The sequence below is a fragment of the Aquabacterium sp. genome (assembly GCF_041909175.1).
Taxonomy (GTDB): domain Bacteria; phylum Pseudomonadota; class Gammaproteobacteria; order Burkholderiales; family Burkholderiaceae_C; genus Aquabacterium.
In genome coordinates, this window is record NZ_JAYRDZ010000011.1 from 60,592 (window position 1) to 78,854 (window position 18,263).

The following is an 18,263-nucleotide window of genomic DNA, read 5'->3' on the forward strand; positions in this document are numbered from 1 at the left end:
ATGACTACTCGATCCGCCCCTGTCAGCGGTCAACAGTGATCAGGACTTGATCACCGTTTGTACCCAGTCTAGGCGGTGTCCCCTTTTCTCGGTGATTTGAAATTGGGGGGAATTCCGGTCATTTTTGGCCGGAATCGTTGGCTCATGTGGGCGGAAAACCCGCAGATCTGATCAGGATCTGAACAAGCGGGAGTACTGAATTTCGTGTTGCGAACTCAGGATGGCCAGCATGGGGGTGAAGGCCTGGCGCTGGCTGTCGGGCAGTTGCAAGGCTTGCTCTATCGCCGGCGGGATGTGTTCCGTCAGTGACTGCAGGATGCGTTGCCCGGCACTTTGGCCCAAGGGCACTGCCTTGATGGCGGCCTGGACCATGTTTTCCGCCCAACCGAAGGCAAAGCTGAGCAAGGCTTCCTTCACGGCGGCCCCCTGCGTTTGGCTGCCACTGGGCAGGCATTGGGCCGCGGCCAGGGCAAAGGCCACAGGCCATGTGGGCGCCGGCTTCAAGCTTGCGCACTGGTCGATGCGTGGGTCGGGCTGGGGCTGTGTGCTCTGGCGTGTCTTGAGCCATTCGACCAGCGAGCGGCCCATCTGTTCGGTCTGCAGACGCAGCTCCGCTGTTTCACGGGTGAGGCGAACCCAGTCGTTCAGTTCGGTCAGCCGGGGCAGGTCGGACCGAAGCCATGCGCCGATGGCACGTGACACGACGGCGAGGTCGGCTCTGGCGAGGCTCAGGTGCAACTGGTCCTTGAGCCAGGTGGCAGCCTGCGCCTCATTGCTGACCAGGCCAGCCTCGACGGCCGCTTCGAGTGCTTCCGAGTAGCTGAACCCGCCAACCGGCAGTGCCGGAGAGGCCAGCCACATCAGCTGCAGTCGCGCTGCCGTGCCCAGCGGGGGCTCGGTCATCCGGCGGGAAACGATGGGCATGGCTCAGTGATCGTGACCGCAGCCAGGGCCGTGGACATGGGGGGCAGGCTTGACCGCGATGCCAATGGGCTTGCCGCGGCTGGGCGCCGGGGCATGGGTGTGTTCAGTCGCGTGCTCATGTGCATGACCGTGGTCGTGGCTGTGTCCATGGCCATGACCGCCGCCGCTGGCATAGGCACCACCTTCAGGCTCAAAAGCCGCTATCTGCTCCTGGACGGTGAGGTGCATGGCGCGCAACATCTCGGCCAGCACATGGTCCGGCTCGATCTTCAGGTGGTCGGGTTGCAGCTCGATCTGCACATGGCGGTTACCCAGGTGGTAGGCCGCACGGACCAGGTCAAACGGGCTGCCATGCTGAGAGCAGGGTGTGATCACCAGCACGGGCTGCGCTGCGGCCTGCACGCGGATAAGCGAGCCATCTTCGGCTACCAGGACGTCACCCCCGCGGACCAGGGTACCTCGGGGCAGGAAGACGCCGAGTTGGCGACCTGTGCTGTCGGTGGCATCGAAGCGGCTTTTCTGGCGCACGTCCCAGTCGAGTTCGACAGAGGCGGCTCGTTTGAGCAGCACGGAGGCCAGGCCCTGCCCCTGGGGCAGGAGTTTGTTGACAGTGATCATGATGATGAAAGGCGCGCGAAATCGATCAGAACAGGAAGTATCGCTGCGCCATGGGCAGTTCGGTGGCCGGTTCACACACCAGCAATTGACCATCGGCTCGCACCTGGTAGGTCTGGGCGTCGATTTCCATGACGGGGGTGTAGTGGTTGTGGACCATGTCGGCCTTTTTCACACTGCGGCAACCCTTGACGGCAGACACGGTCTTTTTCAGCCCGTATTGTTCTGGCAAGCCCGCCTGCACCGCTGCCTGGCTCATGAAAGTGAGCGAGGTCCGGGCCGTGGCGCCACCGAAAGCACCGAACATGGGGCGGTAATGCACCGGCTGGGGCGTCGGGATCGAGGCGTTGGGGTCGCCCATGGCGGCGGCGGCAATGAAGCCCCCCTTCATGATGATGCTGGGCTTGACGCCAAAGAAGGCAGGGCGCCAGATCACCAGGTCGGCCCATTTGCCTTCTTCGATGCTGCCCACCTCATGGCTGATGCCATGGGCCAGCGCAGGGTTGATGGTGTACTTGGCCACATAGCGCTTGACGCGGGCGTTGTCGTGGCGGTCGGAGTCGCCCGGCAGCTTGCCACGCTGCGCCTTCATCTTGTGGGCCGTCTGCCAGGTGCGCATGATGACCTCGCCCACACGGCCCATGGCCTGTGAGTCTGACGAGAACATGCTGATGGCGCCCAGATCGTGCAGGATGTCTTCGGCGGCGATGGTTTCCCGGCGAATGCGGCTTTCGGCGAAGGCCAGGTCTTCTGCGATCGAAGCGTCCAGGTGATGGCACACCATGAGCATGTCGAGGTGCTCGTCGATGGTGTTGACCGTGAAGGGCCGGGTCGGGTTGGTGGAAGAGGGCAGCACGTTGGCTTCACCCACCACCTTCATGATGTCAGGCGCGTGCCCGCCACCCGCACCTTCAGTGTGGAAGCTGTGGATGGTGCGGCCCTTGAAGGCGGCCACTGTGTCCTCCACAAAGCCCGATTCGTTCAGGGTGTCGGTGTGGATGGCGACCTGGATGTCGGTCTCTTCAGCCACCGTCAGACAGGTGTCGATGGCGGCTGGCGTGGTCCCCCAGTCTTCGTGCAGCTTCAGACCGATGGCGCCGGCCTGTGCCTGCTGGCGCAGCGCCTCAGGCTGGCTGGCGTTGCCCTTGCCCAGAAAACCCAGGTTCATCGGGAAGGCCTCTGCCGCCTTCAGCATCAGGGCGAGGTTGTCCGGACCGGGGGTGCAGGTGGTTGCAAAAGTGCCCGTGGCCGGCCCTGTGCCGCCACCGATCATGGTGGTCACGCCACTGTAGAGGGCCTCATCAATCTGCTGAGGGCAGATGAAGTGGATGTGGGTGTCGATGCCACCCGCAGTGACGATCATGCCTTCGGCGGCGACGATTTCGGTGCCGGGGCCGATGACGATGTCCACCCCGGGTTGCACATCGGGGTTGCCGGCCTTGCCGATCTTGACGATGCGGCCGGCCTTGATGCCGATATCAGCCTTGAAGATGCCCGAATGGTCGAGGATCAGGGCATTGGTCAGCACGCAGTCGGCGGCGTCCATGGCGCCAGGCCCATTGGTGCGCTGGCTTTGGCCCATGCCGTCACGGATGGTCTTGCCGCCGCCAAACTTCACTTCTTCGCCGTAACCACCGGCTTGCAGGGTGAGGTCCTTTTCGACCTCGATGACCAGGTTGGTGTCGGCCAGCCGGACGCGGTCGCCCACCGTGGGGCCAAACATTTCCGCATAGGCGCGGCGCTGGATGCTTGCCATCTTGGATGTCCTAATCTGGGTGAATTACAGCTTGCCCTGTGTCAGGCCGCGGAAACCGAAGACGACGCGCTCGCCTGCATAGTCGACGAGTTCGACCGTGCGCTGCTGGCCTGGCTCGAAACGGACGGCCGTGCCCGAGGCGATGTTCAGACGCATGCCCTTGGCTGCGGCCCGATCGAACTGGAGGGCGCCGTTGGTTTCTGCAAAGTGATAGTGCGAACCGACCTGGATGGGGCGGTCCCCCGCGTTTTCAACAACCAGGGTGATGGTGCGCCGGCCAGGGTTGAGCTCCAGGTCCGGGCCATCGGTCAGCAGTTCTCCGGGAATCATGTCGGGATCCTCACAGGATGAGGCTGATACAGCGGGAACCTGGTGGTCCGGGCTGCTTGATCAGCCATGGTTGCACCAGTATGGTGCTGTGTCATGGGGTGAAGGGGCTCAGGCGATGGGCTGGTGCACCGTCACCAGCTTGGTGCCGTCAGGGAAGGTGGCTTCGATCTGGATCTCGGGGATCATCTCGGCCACGCCGTCCATGACGTCGGTGCGTGCCAGCACGGTCTTGCCGTCACTCATCAGTTGCGAGACGGTCTTGCCGTCTCTGGCACCTTCCATGATGGCTGCAGTGATCAGGGCCACTGCTTCAGGGTAATTCAGCTTCAGACCACGGGCTTTGCGGCGTTCGGCCAGCAAGGCAGCGGTGAAAATCAGCAGCTTGTCTTTTTCGCGAGGGGTCAGTTCCATGATGGGTGCGTTCGGGAACTCGGTAGGGAGTCAGTGCCGCGGCATTGAAATTGCGATTCTGACCCGAGATTGATGGCTCAGCATGCAAGACACAGACCAAAACAACAATGCCGATGATGCATCGTCGGGCCAGGCCCTGCAAAGGGTGATCAAGGTTCGGCGAGACTACAACACCTGGGTGGCTTCGGAAACCCTGGAAGACTACGCACTGCGCTTCACGCCACGCTCGGCCCGACGGTGGAGCGAGTGGCGGGTGGCCAACACGGCATTTGGCGTGGCGTCTTTCCTGGTGCTGGAGGCCGTGGGCGCGACGCTGCTGGTCGAGCATGGTTTCGTCAATGCCTTCTGGGCCATCTTGGCGACCGGTTTGATGATCTTGCTGGCCGGCTGGCCGATCAGTGTGTATGCCGCCCGCCATGGCGTGGACATGGATTTGCTGACCCGCGGGGCCGGCTTTGGCTACATCGGCTCCACCATCACCTCGCTGATCTACGCGTCCTTCACCTTCATTTTCTTCGCGCTGGAAGCCGCGGTGATGGCCTATGCCCTGGAGCTGGCCTTCGACATCCCGCCGGTGTGGGGCTACCTGATCTGCGCGCTCGTGGTGGTGCCCCTGGTCACCCATGGGGTCACGATCATCAGTCGCCTGCAGCTCATCACCCAGCCCATCTGGCTGGCGATGCTGGTGCTGCCCTTCGTGTATGTGTTTCGTGCCCACCCTGACATCCTGCACAGCCTGTCAACGTACCCGGGGCAGTATGGCGACCACCCCGGGTTTGACTGGCTGGGTTTTGGTTCGGCCACCACGGTGGGCATCGCCCTCATCACGCAGATGGGCGAGCAGGCCGACTATTTGCGATTCATGCCTGAGCCCCGTGACGGGCACAGGGCGCGCTGGTGGTCGGCGGTGTTCATTGGCGGGCCGGGCTGGGTGATACCGGGTGTGCTGAAAATGCTGGGCGGTGCCTTGCTGGCCTACCTGGCCATCAGCTACTTCGTGCCGGTGGACCGCGCCGTCGACCCTAATCAGATGTATCTGGTGGCGTGGGAACTGGTCTTCCCTCAGCAGACCTGGGCGATTGCCGCCGTGGCCCTGTTTGTGGTGATTTCGCAGGTCAAGATCAACGTGACCAACGCCTATGCGGGTTCACTGGCGTGGTCGAACTTCTTTGCCCGGGTGACCCATAGCCACCCGGGGCGGGTGGTCTGGGTGGTGTTCAACGCGGTCATCGCACTGCTGTTGATGGAGCTGAATCTGTTTCAGGCCCTGGGCAAGGTGTTGGGCCTGTATTCCAACATCGCCATCGCCTGGATGATGGCGGTGGTGGCCGACCTGGTGATCAACAAGCCCATGGGCTGGTCGCCCAAGGGCATCGAGTTCAAGCGGGCCTATCTCTATGACATCAACCCGGTCGGTGTCGGGGCCATGGGGCTGGCCTCGCTGGTGTCGGTGCTGGCTTATGTCGGGTGGTTGGGCGCCATGGCGCAGGCGTTTTCTGCGGTCATTGCCATGGTTGTGGCCTTTGTGACGGCGCCGCTGATTGCGTGGGCCACCCAGGGCCGCTATTACCTGGCGCGGCAACCCGATACCGATGTGGGACAGCCTTTGAGCAAGGTCATCCGCATTCAGGCGCTGCACCGGTGCACCGTGTGCGAACGCGAGTACGAGGCGGACGATGTGGCGCAGTGCCCGGCCTACCAGGGCTTCATCTGCTCCCTGTGTTGTTCGCTGGACGCACGGTGTCAGGACTTGTGCAAGCCGGAGGCACGCTGGGCCCGTCAATGGCGCGAGTTCGGACGCAAGCTGGTGCCGCAGGTGATCTGGCGTCGCATCGATACCGAGTTGGGCCAGTTCCTGATGGTGATGCTGGGCATGGGTGCCATGCTGGCCGGGTTGTTCGGCATCGTCTTCCAGCAGCAGTTGCGTGTTCTGGAGGGGCTGGTGATGGCGTCGCCCGAACTGGCGTCCAGCATGATGCGCGAGGGCTTCACCAAGGTGTTTGCCGCTTTGCTGCTGGTGCTGGGGGTGGTGGCCTGGTGGGTGGTGCTCACGCACAAGAGCCGACAGGTTGCGCAGGAAGAGTCCAACCGCCAAACCCATCTGCTGGTGCGTGAAATCGAGCTGCACCGCATCACCGATGAGAAGCTGCAATTGGCCAAGCAGACTGCCGAGCAGGCCAACCTGGCCAAGAGCCGCTACATCTCCACCATCAGCCATGAGTTGCGCACGCCGCTCAATGGCATCCTGGGCTACGCGCAGTTGCTGGACGAAGACACCGGACTGCCTGAGCATGTGCGCCATGGTGTGGGTGTGATCAAGCGGGGGGGCGACCATCTGCTGTCGCTCATCGAGGGTACGCTGGACATCGCGCGCATCGAGAGCGGCAAGCTGCGGCTGGAGGTCAAGCCGGTGCGGCTGGCCGACATCCTCCACCAGATCACGTCGCTGATCGAAAACGAGGCGCGTGCCAAGCAGTTGCGCTTCGTGGCCGACCTGGACCCCAATCTGCCCGAGGTGGTCCGTGCGGACGAGCGCCGTGTTCGGCAGATTCTGCTGAACGTCTTGGGCAATGCGGTGAAGTTCACCTCGGAAGGGCAGGTCACGCTGAAAGTGCGTTACGCCCGAGAAATTGCCCAGATCGAGATCAGCGACACCGGGCCAGGCATCAATGCCGACGAACTGGCGCGGATCTTCGAACCCTTTGCTCGTGGCTCGTCTGCGGCCGGCAATTCCGCCAGTGGCACAGGCCTGGGTCTGACCATCAGCAAGATGCTCACCGACCTGATGGGGGGCGAAATGAACGTGAGCAGCCAGGCAGGCGAAGGGACCACTTTCCGGATTCGGCTGTTCCTGCCAACCGTGCGTGGCGATGACCTGCCGCGCCACATTGAACGCGGGGTGCGCAAGGGCTATGTGGGTGACCGCAGGCGGATCTGGGTGGTCGACAACGAGGAAGCGGACCGCGGGCTGCTGGTCCGTATCCTGGAGCCGCTGGGCTTCGAGGTGACGCCGCTGCCTTCCGGCGTGGCATGCCTCAGCCTTCTGCGTTTGTGTCCGCCCGCGCAGCTGCCGGATGCCCTGTTCATGGACCTGGCCATGCCGGGCCTGGATGGCTGGGCCACCCTGCGCGCGATCCAGCAGGAGGGGCTGTCCCAGGCACCGGCGGCCATCGTGTCGGCCAATGCCTTTGACAAGGCGCTGGACAACGACGTCGGCATCACCCCTGACGACTTCATCGTCAAGCCGGTGCGGGTCAATGAGCTGCTGGATTGGCTGGGGCGGCGCTTGTCGCTGCAATGGATCGAGGTGGCCCGGCCCAAGGAGGCCCTGGCTGGGGCACCGGCTGCCGAGGCTTCTGGTGCAAGCGAGTCCCTGCCTTCTCAGGAGGCCTTGCGCAGCCTCGAGGACCAGGTGCATGCCGGCTACATGCGCGGGGTGCACAAGGTGCTGGATCAGATCGCTCAGGACGAGCCCGGTTGTGAAGCTTTCATCCAGCGTGTGCGCCAGCTGGCCCGGCAGTTCCAGCTGGATGCGCTGGCCCGTCTGCTCAAGGATGCGCTGGCGCAGGCACAATCGCGTTCTTAATCCGGCCTGTCCGTAGCTGATTACCCCCATGTTCGAGAGACTCGATCGCAGCAAAACCGATGTCGTGCTCATCGTTGACGATGTGCCTGACAACCTGTCATTGCTGCACGATGCGCTGGACGAGGCTGGCTACACCGTGCTGGTGGCCACGCATGGCGAAGCCGCCTTGCAGCGTGCAAGCCAGTCGGTTCCGGACATCATCTTGCTGGATGCGATCATGCCCGGCATGGATGGTTTCGAGGTGGCGCGCAGACTCAAGGCCATGCCCGAAACGAGCCATATCCCCATCATTTTCATGACAGGTCTGAGTGAGACCGAGCATGTGGTGGCGGCTTTTCAGGCGGGCAGTGTCGACTATGTGGTCAAGCCGATTCGTCCCAAGGAAGTGATGGCGCGCATCGTGGCGCACATGCAGAGTGCCCGCCAGGCGCGCCAGGCTCGCAATGCGCTGGACGCGTTTGGCCATGCCTCGTTGACCGTGCGTGTCAGCGACGGCCGGGTGCTGTGGCAGACCCCGCTGGCCCGCAAGCTCTTGCAGGCGTATTTCGACACGCCCGAATCCGTCGCGCCGGCCGAGCTGGCTGAGTGGCTTCTGGTCGCGGTTCCCCGCCTTGTGCAGGATCAGGCCAGTGGCGTGGCACCGGTATCGGCGCCCGCCTGGGTGGTGAACCAGGGTGGACGGCGCCTGAGCTTTGCCTTGCACCAACCGACGGGTGAAGACGAGTGGTTGCTGGTCATGCAGGAAAGCTCCGATCAGGCCGCCATGGATGCCTTGTGCACCGAGTTCAAGCTCACGGCGCGTGAGGGCGAAGTGCTTTATTGGGTCGTCAAGGGCAAGACCAACCGGGACATCGGAGACATCCTCGGCAGCAGCCCGGCTACCGTGAAAAAGCAGTTGGAACACATTTTCGCCAAGCTGGGTGTTGAAACCCGAACGGCTGCGGCGGGCCTGGCCATGAGCCGGGTGAGTCAGCTCAAGGCGCGCTGAACAGACGTCAAGGTCGAGGCACCTCGAAGGATTCGGGCTGGTGGCCCTTGGAGACCAGCCAGTCTCGCAAGGCCAGCCCGGTGGCCACGGGCCAGTATTTGGCGCGAGCCGGGTCAATGCGCTTGTAGTCGGCCAGTTCGTCCCCCAGGGTGATGATCCCGGTGGCGGGCACGTGATAGGCCAGGATCAGCTGGTTCTGGCGCTCGAACCGATAGTGCCCGATGAAATGCACAGAGAGGGCTTCCAGCCCCAGTTCTTCCTTGACTTCTCTGGCCACTGCCTCTTCCGGGCTGGGGTCGGTCTTTTCAAGAAAACCGGTGATGAGGGCGTAAAACGGGGTGCTCCAGGCCTTGTTGCGTGCCAGGATGAGGTCGCCTTCGTGTTCGACCACGGCCGCGACGACCGGCACCGGGTTGTCCCAGTGCACATAGCCGCATTGCTCGTCCGGGCAGGCCTGGCGCCAGGCTTCGCCCTCGTGGCGCTCGACCAGGGCCTGTCGGCATTGGGGGCAGTATCGGTAAGTCATGGTGCGCGTCGACCTTTCAGCAGGGCTCTTTCCAGCCGGGTGGAGGTGACCGCCAGAGTCTGCTGGTGTGCTGGGGCAAGATCCTTCCAGCGCTGGGCAAACTGGCTGGCGGCGTCATCTATCAATAGGCGGTTTGCTACTGCGGTCATGATGTCATTGCCACCCTCGTCAGACTCGACGTGGATGACGGCTCCCTCGAACACCTTGGACAGTCGCTGGCCAATTGCGCGGGACTGGGTGGTTTCTGCCTGCACATTGGCAACCAGCACGCCCTGGTCACTCAAGGCGTCTCGACAGCGCTGATAGAAGCTGCGCGAGCACAGGGCCTCGGGCATGCCTGCACCGGTGAAGCCGTCGACCAGAATCAGGTCAAACGCATGGGGGGGCTTTGCCACGAAGGCTGCGCCATCGGCACAGAGGATGCGCAGGCGCGCATCGTCGTTCGGGATGTGGAAGTCGTGCCGCATGTCGATGACGCCCTGGTTGATCTCCACCACGGTGAGGTCTGCATCCGGCAAATGCCGGTAGAGGTACTTCAGCATCGAACCGCCACCGAGGCCAATCATCAGGACCGTCCGCGGGGCCGGGTTCAGCAGCAGGCACCCCATCATGGTGCGGGTGTAGTCAAGCACCAGTTCAACCGGGTCGGACAGGCTCATGCAGCTCTGGATCAGGCTCGAATCGAGGCTCAGGGACAAGGTCTGGCGGTTGCGGTGGAGGTGCGGTCGTTCGCTCATGCCGCGAGTCTCGCACGGGTGGCCTGTCGTCCATACGCCGCGATACGCCATGTGGCGTATTTCTCGAAAAGTGGCCCGTCGGCACACTGAATCCATCCGATCAAGACCAGCCGACAAGGCTGATCAAGACGGTGAACGAGCAACCTTTCTTGCACCTCACCCCATCGCTTCAAAGGAGCGTCATCACATGAAGATCTCTCGTCGCACTGCCGTCCAGTCCCTGTCCGCCGTGGCACTGGGCGTTGCCGGTCTGGCATTCAGCAACATGGCTCTGGCTGCTGACACCATCAAGGTCGGCATCCTGCACTCGCTGTCCGGCACCATGGCCATCTCGGAAACCTCCCTGAAGGACGTGGCCTTGATGACCATCGACGAGATCAACGCCAAGGGCGGCGTGCTGGGCAAGAAGCTCGAGCCCGTGGTGGTTGACCCCGCTTCGAACTGGCCGCTGTTTGCCGAAAAGGCCAAGCAACTGCTGACCCAGGACAAGGTGGCCGCCGTGTTCGGTTGCTGGACCTCCGTGTCCCGCAAGTCCGTGCTGCCTGTTTTCAAGGAAAACAACGGTCTGCTGTTCTACCCCGTGCAATACGAAGGTGAAGAACTCGAGAAGAACGTGTTCTACACCGGCGCTGCGCCCAACCAGCAAGCCATTCCCGCTGTGGAATACCTGATGAGCAAGGACGGCGGTTCGGCCAAGCGCTTCGTCCTGCTGGGTACCGACTATGTGTACCCCCGCACGACCAACAAGATCCTGCGCGCCTTCCTGAAGTCCAAGGGCGTGGCTGATTCGGACATCATGGAGGAATACACCCCCTTCGGTCACTCCGACTACCAGACCATCATCGCCAAGATCAAGAAGTTCGCTTCTGAAGGCAAGAAGACCGCTGTGGTCTCGACCATCAACGGCGACTCGAACGTGCCTTTCTACAAGGAACTGGGCAACCAAGGCCTGAAGGCCAAGGACGTGCCGGTGGTGGCCTTCTCGGTGGGTGAAGAAGAGCTGCGTGGTGTGGACACCAAGCCGCTGGTCGGTCACCTGGCTGCCTGGAACTACTTCATGTCCATCAAGAACCCGACCAACGCCGAGTTCATCAAGAAGTGGAGCGCTTATGCCAAGGCCAAGAACATTCCTGGCCACAAGGACAAGCCGCTGACCAATGACCCGATGGAAGCCACCTACATCGGCATCCACATGTGGGCCCAGGCTGTGGAAAAGGCCAAGTCGACCGACACCGACAAGGTGATTGCTGCGATGGCCGGCCAGAAGTACACGGCTCCGAGCGGTTTCGTGGCTGAGATGGACGCCAAGAACCACCACCTGCACAAGCCCGTGTTCATCGGCGAAGTGAAGGCTGATGGTCAATTCAAGGTGGTGTGGAAGACGCCTGGCCCGATCAAGGCTCAGCCCTGGAGCCCCTACATCCCCGGCAACGACAAGAAGAAGGACGAGCCGGAATCCAAGTGATTCAGCTCACCTGATTCCTGATCAGCGAGCGCCCACCCTCGATCTGGTGGGCATGACCTGAAGCAGAGCGGTGCGCCCCGCTGGGGTAATACCCAGAGGGGCGCCTTTTTTCCCGCTGCACCACTCTTTCAGTAGAAAGCACCTGCCTGTGAAACCACTATCCTGGCTATCGAATCTGGGGCTTGCCGCCGTGATGGCGTCCGCCATCAGTTCGTTTCCTGCCCATGCGCTGACGGCTGATGAGGCCTATGCCATCTCGGCAGGCGACAACGATGACCGCATTGCCGCATTACAGAAGCTGGCCGCCAAGGGCGATCCGGCTTTGCCCCATTTTCTCGAGGCCTTGGCTGCTGACAGTGTGAAGCTGGCAGGCAAACGGGTGCTGATTGTGCAAGACGACGGCTCGGCGGTGGATGCGGTGACCGGGCAGGCTGCCAAGTTGCCTGATGACGCCGAGGACGTGGTCAACAACAACCGGATGAGCAGTGAGATCGATGCCACCCTGGCGGCTGGCAAGCTGTCCTCGCCAGACCGTGACGCCCGGGCTGAGGCCATTGATGCGCTGGCCCAGGCGGCCGATGAGTCCAAGCTTGCGGTGATCGACAAGGCTTTGGCTGCCGAACAGGATCCGCAGTTGAAGGCAAAGCTCAAGGTGGTTCGCAACCGCGCCTTGTTGAGCTCCTCCGACGCCACTCACCGGATTGAAGCGGCCAAGGCGCTGAGCCTGGATGCCAACCCGGAGACGCGCGCTTTGCTGATGGAGCGTCTTCAGGACGGTGCCGAGGCAGATCCTGCCGTCAAGGGGGCGCTGGTTGCGGCACTGGACACCGTGAACCGCAAGCTGGCCTGGGGCGAATATGCCGGTGTGCTGTTCACCGGTGTCAGCCTGGGTTCGATTCTGTTGCTGGCTGCGCTGGGCCTGGCGATCACCTATGGCCTGATGGGCGTGATCAACATGGCCCACGGTGAATTGATGATGGTGGGGGCCTATGCCACCTATGTGGTGCAGAACCTGTTTCGCCACTATTTGCCAGGTGCGTTTGACTGGTACATCGTGCTGGCCGTGCCCATGGCCTTTCTGGCGTCGGCCCTGGTGGGCGCCATCCTGGAGCGAGCTGTCTTCCGCTTCCTCTACGGCCGTCCGCTGGAAACCCTGCTGGCCTCCTGGGGCATCAGCCTGGTCCTGATGCAGGCTGTGCGCTCCACCTTTGGTGCGCAGAACGTGCAGGTGGAGAACCCGAGCTGGATGTCTGGCGGCTATGACGTGCTCAGCAACCTGACGCTGCCCTATAACCGTCTGGTGATCATTGCCTTTGCGGCTGCGGTGCTGCTGGGTATGACCTTGCTCATTGCCCGCACGCGTCTGGGCCTGTTTGTGCGCAGCGTCACCCAGAACCGCCCGATGGCCTCCTGCATGGGTGTGAACACCGCACGGGTCGACACCATGGCGTTCGCACTGGGTGCCGGGATCGCCGGTCTGGCCGGATGTGCCTTGTCCCAGGTGGGTAATGTGGGCCCGGATCTGGGTCAAAGCTACATCGTGGACTCGTTCATGGTGGTGGTGCTGGGTGGCGTCGGGCAGATTGCCGGGACGGTCTATGCCGCACTGGGCTTGGGGCTGGTGAACAAGCTGCTCGAAGGCTGGGCTGGTGCCGTGCTGGCCAAGATCATGGTGCTGGTCATCGTGGTGATCTTCATCCAGAAGCGTCCGCAGGGTCTGTTTGCCCTGAAGGGCCGTAGCGCTGAAGCCTGAGGAACGACGAAATGAGTGCTGTGATGAATTCTTCCTCTTCTGCGGCAGTGACCGTGCCACGCAGTGCCCTCGGGGCCAAGGGCTGGTCCACTGTCCTGATTGCCGTGGTGCTGGTGACGGCCGTGGCGCCCGTGCTGAACATGCTGGTGCCAGACACCAGTCCGCTGCACATGTCGGACTTCGCTGTCGCGCTGGTCGGCAAGATCATGTGCTACGCGATCTGTGCGCTGGCCATGGACCTGATCTGGGGCTACACCGGCATCCTCTCCTTGGGGCATGGTGTGTTCTTTGCGTTGGGTGGCTATGCCATGGGCATGTACCTGATGCGCCAGATTGGCCATGACGGCAGCTATGGTGCCGACATCCCTGACTTCATGGTCTTTCTGGACTGGAAGCAGGTGCCCTGGCACTGGGCCTGGTCTCAGTCCTTCGTCGGGCAGATGATTCTGGTATTGCTGGTGCCGGGGCTGCTGGCGTTCGTGTTCGGCTTCTTCGCCTTCCGTTCGCGCATCAAAGGCGTGTATTTCTCGATCATCACCCAGGCGATGACCTACGCGGCGATGCTGCTGTTCTTCCGCAATGAAACCGGTTTCGGCGGCAACAACGGCTTCACCGATTTCAAGCGCATTCTGGATATTCCCATCGCCCAGCAATCGACCCGCATGGTGATGTTCGTGGTCACCGGCTTGACGCTCATCGGCTTCTTCCTGATGGCACGCTGGCTGGTTAACACCAAGTTCGGACGCGTGCTCCAGGCCATTCGCGATGCTGAAAACCGCGTCATGTTCTGTGGCTACAACCCCCTGGCTTACAAACTGGCCATCTGGACCCTGTCGGCCGTGATGTGCGCCATTGCCGGCGCACTGTATGTGCCACAGGTCGGCATCATCAACCCCAGCGAAATGGCCCCTTCGGCCAGCATCGAGATCGCGATCTGGGCGGCGGTCGGTGGGCGTGCCACCTTGCTGGGGCCGATCATTGGGGCGTTTTTTGTGAACGGTGCCAAGAGCTGGTTCACGATGGCGTTCCCCGAGTTCTGGCTGTATTTCCTGGGCTTGCTCTTTGTGTTGGTCACCCTGTTCCTGCCCGATGGCATCGTGGGTGGTGTGCGCAAGCTGTTCAACAAGAAGGCTGAGGTGAAGGCATGACTCCGGAATTGATGGAAGAGGGCAGCAAGGCCTTGGCTCGAGCCTATGCTTTGCCCACCAACGCGGGTGAATCGGGTGGTCGGGAAGCGGCCTATGGACGGGTGGTCGAGGGCGACGAACTGGATGTTCGTCACGGCTCCATCCTGTATCTCGACGACATTTCGGTGAGTTTCGACGGGTTCAAGGCCCTCAACAAGCTCAGTCTTGATATTTCGGTGGGTGAAATGCGCTGCATCATCGGGCCGAACGGGGCAGGCAAGACCACGATGATGGATGTCATCACGGGCAAGACCCGTCCGGACTCCGGATCCGCCTTTTTTGGCTCCACCATTGATCTGCTGGCGCGCCGCGAGAATGAGATCGCCCAGATCGGCATCGGGCGCAAGTTCCAGAAGCCGACGGTGTTCGAGCAGTTGAGCGTGTTCGAGAACCTCGAGCTGGCCCTGAAGGCCGACCGTCGGGCGCGTGCCTCGGTGTTCTTCAAGCTGTCCGGCGAGCAGTTGGACCGCATCGGCGCGATGCTGGAACTGATTCACCTCAAGAGCCAGGCTCAACGGACCGCCGGGCTGCTGTCCCACGGACAAAAGCAATGGCTGGAGATTGGCATGCTGCTGATGCAGGACCCGAAGCTGTTGCTGCTCGATGAGCCGGTAGCCGGCATGACTGACGAGGAAACCGAGCGCACGGCCGAGCTGTTTCTGTCACTCGAAGGGGCGCACTCGCTGGTGGTGGTGGAGCATGACATGAAGTTCATCCATGAGCTCACGACCAATGGTGCCACTGCAGACACCAAGAAGGTGACGGTGTTGCACGAAGGGTCTGTGCTGGCGGAGGGTACGCTGGCTGAAGTGCAGGCTAACGACAAGGTTGTTGAAGTCTATCTGGGCCGTTGAGCGAGGACACACACGATGTTGAAGGTAGAAGCGGTCAACCAGTACTATGGCGGTTCGCACATCTTGCGGGGCCTGGGTTTCGAGGCCCAGGTGGGCGAGGTGACGGTGGTGCTGGGGCGAAATGGTGTGGGCAAGACCACACTGCTCAAGAGCCTGATGGGGCTGGTGCCGATCCGGTCAGGGGGCATTCAGCTGGATGGCCAGGATATCGACAAGCTCAAGCCCTATGAGCGGGTGCGGCTGGGTGTGGGCTATGTGCCGCAGGGCCGCGAAATCTTCGGCCGACTCACCGTTGCAGAAAACTTGCAGATGGGGCTGGCGAGCAAACCAGGCGGCACACCCTTGCCAGAACAGCTGTTTGAGCTGTTTCCTGTGCTGAAGCAGATGTTGCATCGCCGGGGCGGGGACCTGTCTGGAGGGCAGCAGCAGCAGTTGGCCATCGCGCGGGCTTTGGCTGCCGGGCCCAAGTTGCTGATTCTCGACGAGCCGACCGAGGGTATCCAGCCGAGCATCATCAAGGACATTGGGCGGGCCATCCGCAAGCTGGCCGATGAGGGTCTCAATGGGCAGAAGATGGCGGTGGTGCTGGTCGAGCAGTTCTATGACTTCGCTGCCGAACTGGCAGACCAGTACCTCGTCATGGAGCGAGGCGAGATCATCAAGCGAGGCCGTGGTGCCGACATGGAAGACGACGGCGTGCGTCAACTGATGTCCATTTGAGGGCGAATAAGCCTGCGCCTGAGAGGCCGGGGTCTACGCGGTAGACTCGGGCCTCTTTTTCATTTCCGGCTCGCGGCTGATGCGTGGCGAGCCCTTTTTCGACGAAAGGACCCGTCATGCCTGTGATCACCACCGTTTCCGGCCTGCAATATGAAGACGTCTCCCTGGGGACGGGCGCAGAAGCCAAGGCTGGCAAGTATGTGAAGGTGCACTACACCGGCTGGCTGTATGAAAACGGCGAGCGCGGTGCCAAGTTCGATTCCAGCAAGGACCGCAATGATCCTTTCTCTTTCCCCTTGGGCGCTGGCCATGTGATCCGTGGCTGGGACGAGGGCGTGCAGGGCATGAAGGTGGGCGGCAGCCGCATTCTGGTGATCCCGCCACAACTGGGCTATGGCGCCCGCGGTGCCGGTGGTGTCATCCCTCCCAACGCCACGCTGCTGTTCGAAGTCGATCTGCTGGAAGTTTGATCCATGTTCGCCCCCAGCCAGGAAGACGTCCGACGGTTTTTTTGTGAAACCTGGTCCAAGCACCAGGACGGGATGCCGTTGACGCCGCTTGAGACTCAGGCGGCTGGCTGGATGGTTGAACATCCGGAATACCACGCCGACCTGTCGGACGTGGACGCTGCACTGGCAGCGGTTTACACGGTGGAGGAGGGGCGCACAAACCCCTTTCTCCATCTGTCGATGCACCTGTCCATCACCGAGCAGGTGAGCATTGACCAGCCTCGCGGCATTCGCGCGGCAGTGGAAAGACTGGCGCAACGCCGGTCCTCGTTGCACGAGGCCCATCACGAGGTGATGGAGTGTCTCGGCGAGATGATTTGGGAATCTCAGCGATCAGGGCGTCCGCCAGATGGGCAGGCCTACATTGATCGTGTGCTGTCCCGGGCAACGCGTTAAGTCATTCCCCTCAAGTTTGTCGATGAATGACCGATCTCTCGTTTTGGGGGAGGCCGACTTGCGTCTGCTTGCGGCTCGATGCAGCTGCCCTTAAGTGGTCTGCAATACGGGTAAGGTGTGATTTATTGCGCCAATAAATATGCCGCTGGCTGACTTAAGCGCCCCCAATGACCGGTAAACTGAGCCTTGTTACTAACTGTAGTATTGGGCTAGCTCTATGCCGATCCTGACCAAGTCTGCCGGTGTTGTTACCGCTGTCTGGGGCCAAGCGTTCCTTCTTCTGCCGAATGGGAAAGTGGTGCCAGTCAAGGTGGGTGACCACGTTGACCAGGGAGCGGAAATCCTCACGACGCAGGACGGCATTGTTCAGATTTCGCCCGACGAAGGTGGTGTTGTTCAGCTGAAGCCAAACGTAGAACCCGCTGGCGAGGTCGATCGGGTCATCACGGCTTTGAACAACAACGAGATTGACGTCGAAACCGCGGCGGGCCTGAATGGCGGCTCTGCCGGCAGTCTGGAAGAAGGGTTGCGTGTCGAGCGCGTCTCCGAGGCCGTCTCCGGTGGTCAACTCACTTTTGATTTCAGTACGGAGCGAAGTGGCGCTAGCGCTACCGATTCGATTCGCCTGTACAGCACTCAGGCGGTTACGCCGAATTCGGCCCCTGTTCTGAGCCTGACGACGCCGACGGCACTGACCGAAGGCACGGCAGCCGTGGGCACCGTGATCACGACAGCGTCTGCGACAGACGAAGACGGCGACACGCTGACCTTCAGCCTGACGGCGGGCAGCGATCCCAACGGTTACTACAGCATCGATGCCACCACCGGCGTGGTGACACTGACGCAAGCAGGTGCGGACCTGGTTAACGCGGGCGGTGATCTGCCGGCAGTGAACGTGACCGTCACTGACGGTCTGGCATCGGACACCGAGTCGGTGACCGTACCTACCACCGTCGACGTCAATGATGCGCCGGTTGTTTCATCAACTGCGATTACCGTCAAGACAGAAAGCGAAAACGTTAGCCTTGGTTTGAGCGCTCCGACTGACGAAGACAATGATGCCTTGATCATCACAGTTACTGGACTACCGAGTGGGGGCACTGTGACTTTGGCTGATGGATCGGCCGTCACCGTAGGTCAGGTATTGAGCGCGACTGAGTTGGCTGGTCTCCAGTACGATGCCCCGGTTGCGGCTACTGGATCATCGACATTCACATATTCGGTGTTTGATGGGACCGTCACTGTGCCTGGATCGACCACGATCAATGTGGTGGCAGGCTACCCCCCGATTGTGTCGAGCAGCACGATCACGGTGGCCGAAGAAAGCCAAAACACGGGTCTGGGCCTGAGCGCACCGACGGATGTGGACAGCACGAGCCTGACGATCACGGTGACGGGCCTGCCGAGCGTGGGGACGGTGACGCTGGCCGATGGCACAGCGGTGAGCAACGGCATGACGCTCACGAGCGCCGATCTGGCGGGTCTGCAATACGACGCGCCGGCGGA

17 protein-coding genes are annotated in these 18,263 nt (G+C 61.9%); 10 read left to right on the plus strand and 7 right to left on the minus strand.

Annotated features, from left to right (window positions below; genetic code table 11):
• Window positions 1-171: 171 nt before the first annotated feature.
• The 5 genes from ACE3PH_RS14575 to ACE3PH_RS14595 all read right to left on the minus strand — a co-directional run bounded on the left by ACE3PH_RS14575 (window position 172) and on the right by ACE3PH_RS14595 (window position 4,036).
• On the minus strand, window positions 172-924 hold the full coding sequence (locus ACE3PH_RS14575; protein WP_374320352.1) for an urease accessory protein UreF: 753 nt from the start codon (window positions 922-924) through the stop codon (window positions 172-174).
• A gap of 3 nt (window positions 925-927) precedes the next feature.
• Window positions 928-1,542, minus strand: a complete 615-nt coding sequence (gene ureE / locus ACE3PH_RS14580; protein WP_374320354.1) for an urease accessory protein UreE — start codon at window positions 1,540-1,542, stop codon at window positions 928-930.
• A 25-nt stretch (window positions 1,543-1,567) separates the two neighbouring features.
• Window positions 1,568-3,295: an urease subunit alpha gene (gene ureC / locus ACE3PH_RS14585; protein WP_374320355.1), complete on the minus strand. Its 1,728-nt coding sequence runs from the start codon at window positions 3,293-3,295 to the stop codon at window positions 1,568-1,570.
• Between the two features lie 24 nt (window positions 3,296-3,319).
• A complete protein-coding gene (locus ACE3PH_RS14590) occupies window positions 3,320-3,625 on the minus strand; it encodes an urease subunit beta (RefSeq protein WP_374320357.1) in 306 nt (101 codons plus the stop codon).
• A gap of 108 nt (window positions 3,626-3,733) precedes the next feature.
• A complete protein-coding gene (locus tag ACE3PH_RS14595) occupies window positions 3,734-4,036 on the minus strand; it encodes an urease subunit gamma (RefSeq protein ID WP_374320359.1) in 303 nt (100 codons plus the stop codon).
• 82 nt (window positions 4,037-4,118) lie between these two features.
• Between ACE3PH_RS14595 and ACE3PH_RS14600 the strand changes: the two genes are divergently transcribed.
• Window positions 4,119-7,622, plus strand: a complete 3,504-nt coding sequence (locus tag ACE3PH_RS14600; RefSeq protein ID WP_374320361.1) for an ATP-binding protein — start codon at window positions 4,119-4,121, stop codon at window positions 7,620-7,622.
• Window positions 7,623-7,650: 28 nt separating this feature from the next.
• Entirely contained in the window at window positions 7,651-8,610 is a 960-nt protein-coding gene (locus ACE3PH_RS14605; RefSeq protein ID WP_374320363.1) for a response regulator, read from the plus strand.
• A gap of 7 nt (window positions 8,611-8,617) precedes the next feature.
• Here the strand turns inward: ACE3PH_RS14605 and ACE3PH_RS14610 are convergent, their stop codons facing one another.
• The gene (locus ACE3PH_RS14610; protein WP_374320365.1) at window positions 8,618-9,136 is read right to left on the minus strand and encodes an NUDIX domain-containing protein; all 519 of its coding nucleotides are present in this window, start codon (window positions 9,134-9,136) and stop codon (window positions 8,618-8,620) included.
• Window positions 9,133-9,873 (minus strand): fused MFS/spermidine synthase, encoded by a 741-nt coding sequence (locus ACE3PH_RS14615; RefSeq protein ID WP_374320367.1) that lies wholly within the window; start codon window positions 9,871-9,873, stop codon window positions 9,133-9,135. Before ACE3PH_RS14615 ends, ACE3PH_RS14610 begins: the two co-directional genes overlap by 4 nt.
• A gap of 187 nt (window positions 9,874-10,060) precedes the next feature.
• Between ACE3PH_RS14615 and urtA the strand changes: the two genes are divergently transcribed.
• The 8 genes from urtA to ACE3PH_RS14655 form a co-directional block, all read left to right on the plus strand.
• On the plus strand, window positions 10,061-11,338 hold the full coding sequence (gene urtA, locus ACE3PH_RS14620) for an urea ABC transporter substrate-binding protein (RefSeq protein WP_374320369.1): 1,278 nt from the start codon (window positions 10,061-10,063) through the stop codon (window positions 11,336-11,338).
• 193 nt (window positions 11,339-11,531) lie between these two features.
• Entirely contained in the window at window positions 11,532-13,091 is a 1,560-nt protein-coding gene (gene urtB, locus ACE3PH_RS14625; protein WP_374320386.1) for an urea ABC transporter permease subunit UrtB, read from the plus strand.
• Window positions 13,092-13,114: 23 nt separating this feature from the next.
• A complete protein-coding gene (urtC, locus tag ACE3PH_RS14630) occupies window positions 13,115-14,239 on the plus strand; it encodes an urea ABC transporter permease subunit UrtC (RefSeq protein ID WP_374320371.1) in 1,125 nt (374 codons plus the stop codon).
• A complete protein-coding gene (urtD, locus tag ACE3PH_RS14635; protein ID WP_374320372.1) occupies window positions 14,236-15,132 on the plus strand; it encodes an urea ABC transporter ATP-binding protein UrtD in 897 nt (298 codons plus the stop codon). Before urtC ends, urtD begins: the two co-directional genes overlap by 4 nt.
• A 15-nt stretch (window positions 15,133-15,147) precedes the next feature.
• Window positions 15,148-15,852 (plus strand): urea ABC transporter ATP-binding subunit UrtE, encoded by a 705-nt coding sequence (urtE, locus tag ACE3PH_RS14640; protein WP_374320374.1) that lies wholly within the window; start codon window positions 15,148-15,150, stop codon window positions 15,850-15,852.
• Between the two features lie 116 nt (window positions 15,853-15,968).
• Complete coding sequence (locus ACE3PH_RS14645; protein ID WP_374320376.1) at window positions 15,969-16,322, plus strand: FKBP-type peptidyl-prolyl cis-trans isomerase; 354 nt, start codon at window positions 15,969-15,971, stop codon at window positions 16,320-16,322.
• 3 nt (window positions 16,323-16,325) lie between these two features.
• Window positions 16,326-16,757 (plus strand): DUF1841 family protein, encoded by a 432-nt coding sequence (locus ACE3PH_RS14650; RefSeq protein ID WP_374320378.1) that lies wholly within the window; start codon window positions 16,326-16,328, stop codon window positions 16,755-16,757.
• 217 nt (window positions 16,758-16,974) lie between these two features.
• Window positions 16,975-18,263 (plus strand): Ig-like domain-containing protein (locus tag ACE3PH_RS14655; RefSeq protein ID WP_374320380.1); only part of this gene is annotated, 1,289 nt, incomplete at its 3' end.

Coding starts and splice junctions, on each gene's coding strand:
- ACE3PH_RS14600 (WP_374320361.1), top strand. CDS start 4,119: ATGCAAGACACAGACCAAAACAACAATGCCGATGATGCATCGTCGGGC.
- ACE3PH_RS14650 (WP_374320378.1), top strand. CDS start 16,326: ATGTTCGCCCCCAGCCAGGAAGACGTCCGACGGTTTTTTTGTGAAACC.
- ACE3PH_RS14595 (WP_374320359.1), bottom strand. CDS start 4,036: ATGGAACTGACCCCTCGCGAAAAAGACAAGCTGCTGATTTTCACCGCT.
- urtE (WP_374320374.1), top strand. CDS start 15,148: ATGTTGAAGGTAGAAGCGGTCAACCAGTACTATGGCGGTTCGCACATC.
- ureE (WP_374320354.1), bottom strand. CDS start 1,542: ATGATCACTGTCAACAAACTCCTGCCCCAGGGGCAGGGCCTGGCCTCC.
- ACE3PH_RS14610 (WP_374320365.1), bottom strand. CDS start 9,136: ATGACTTACCGATACTGCCCCCAATGCCGACAGGCCCTGGTCGAGCGC.
- ACE3PH_RS14590 (WP_374320357.1), bottom strand. CDS start 3,625: ATGATTCCCGGAGAACTGCTGACCGATGGCCCGGACCTGGAGCTCAAC.
- urtB (WP_374320386.1), top strand. CDS start 11,532: ATGGCGTCCGCCATCAGTTCGTTTCCTGCCCATGCGCTGACGGCTGAT.
- urtD (WP_374320372.1), top strand. CDS start 14,236: ATGACTCCGGAATTGATGGAAGAGGGCAGCAAGGCCTTGGCTCGAGCC.
- ureC (WP_374320355.1), bottom strand. CDS start 3,295: ATGGCAAGCATCCAGCGCCGCGCCTATGCGGAAATGTTTGGCCCCACG.
- ACE3PH_RS14605 (WP_374320363.1), top strand. CDS start 7,651: ATGTTCGAGAGACTCGATCGCAGCAAAACCGATGTCGTGCTCATCGTT.
- ACE3PH_RS14615 (WP_374320367.1), bottom strand. CDS start 9,873: ATGAGCGAACGACCGCACCTCCACCGCAACCGCCAGACCTTGTCCCTG.
- ACE3PH_RS14575 (WP_374320352.1), bottom strand. CDS start 924: ATGCCCATCGTTTCCCGCCGGATGACCGAGCCCCCGCTGGGCACGGCA.
- urtC (WP_374320371.1), top strand. CDS start 13,115: ATGAATTCTTCCTCTTCTGCGGCAGTGACCGTGCCACGCAGTGCCCTC.
- ACE3PH_RS14645 (WP_374320376.1), top strand. CDS start 15,969: ATGCCTGTGATCACCACCGTTTCCGGCCTGCAATATGAAGACGTCTCC.
- urtA (WP_374320369.1), top strand. CDS start 10,061: ATGAAGATCTCTCGTCGCACTGCCGTCCAGTCCCTGTCCGCCGTGGCA.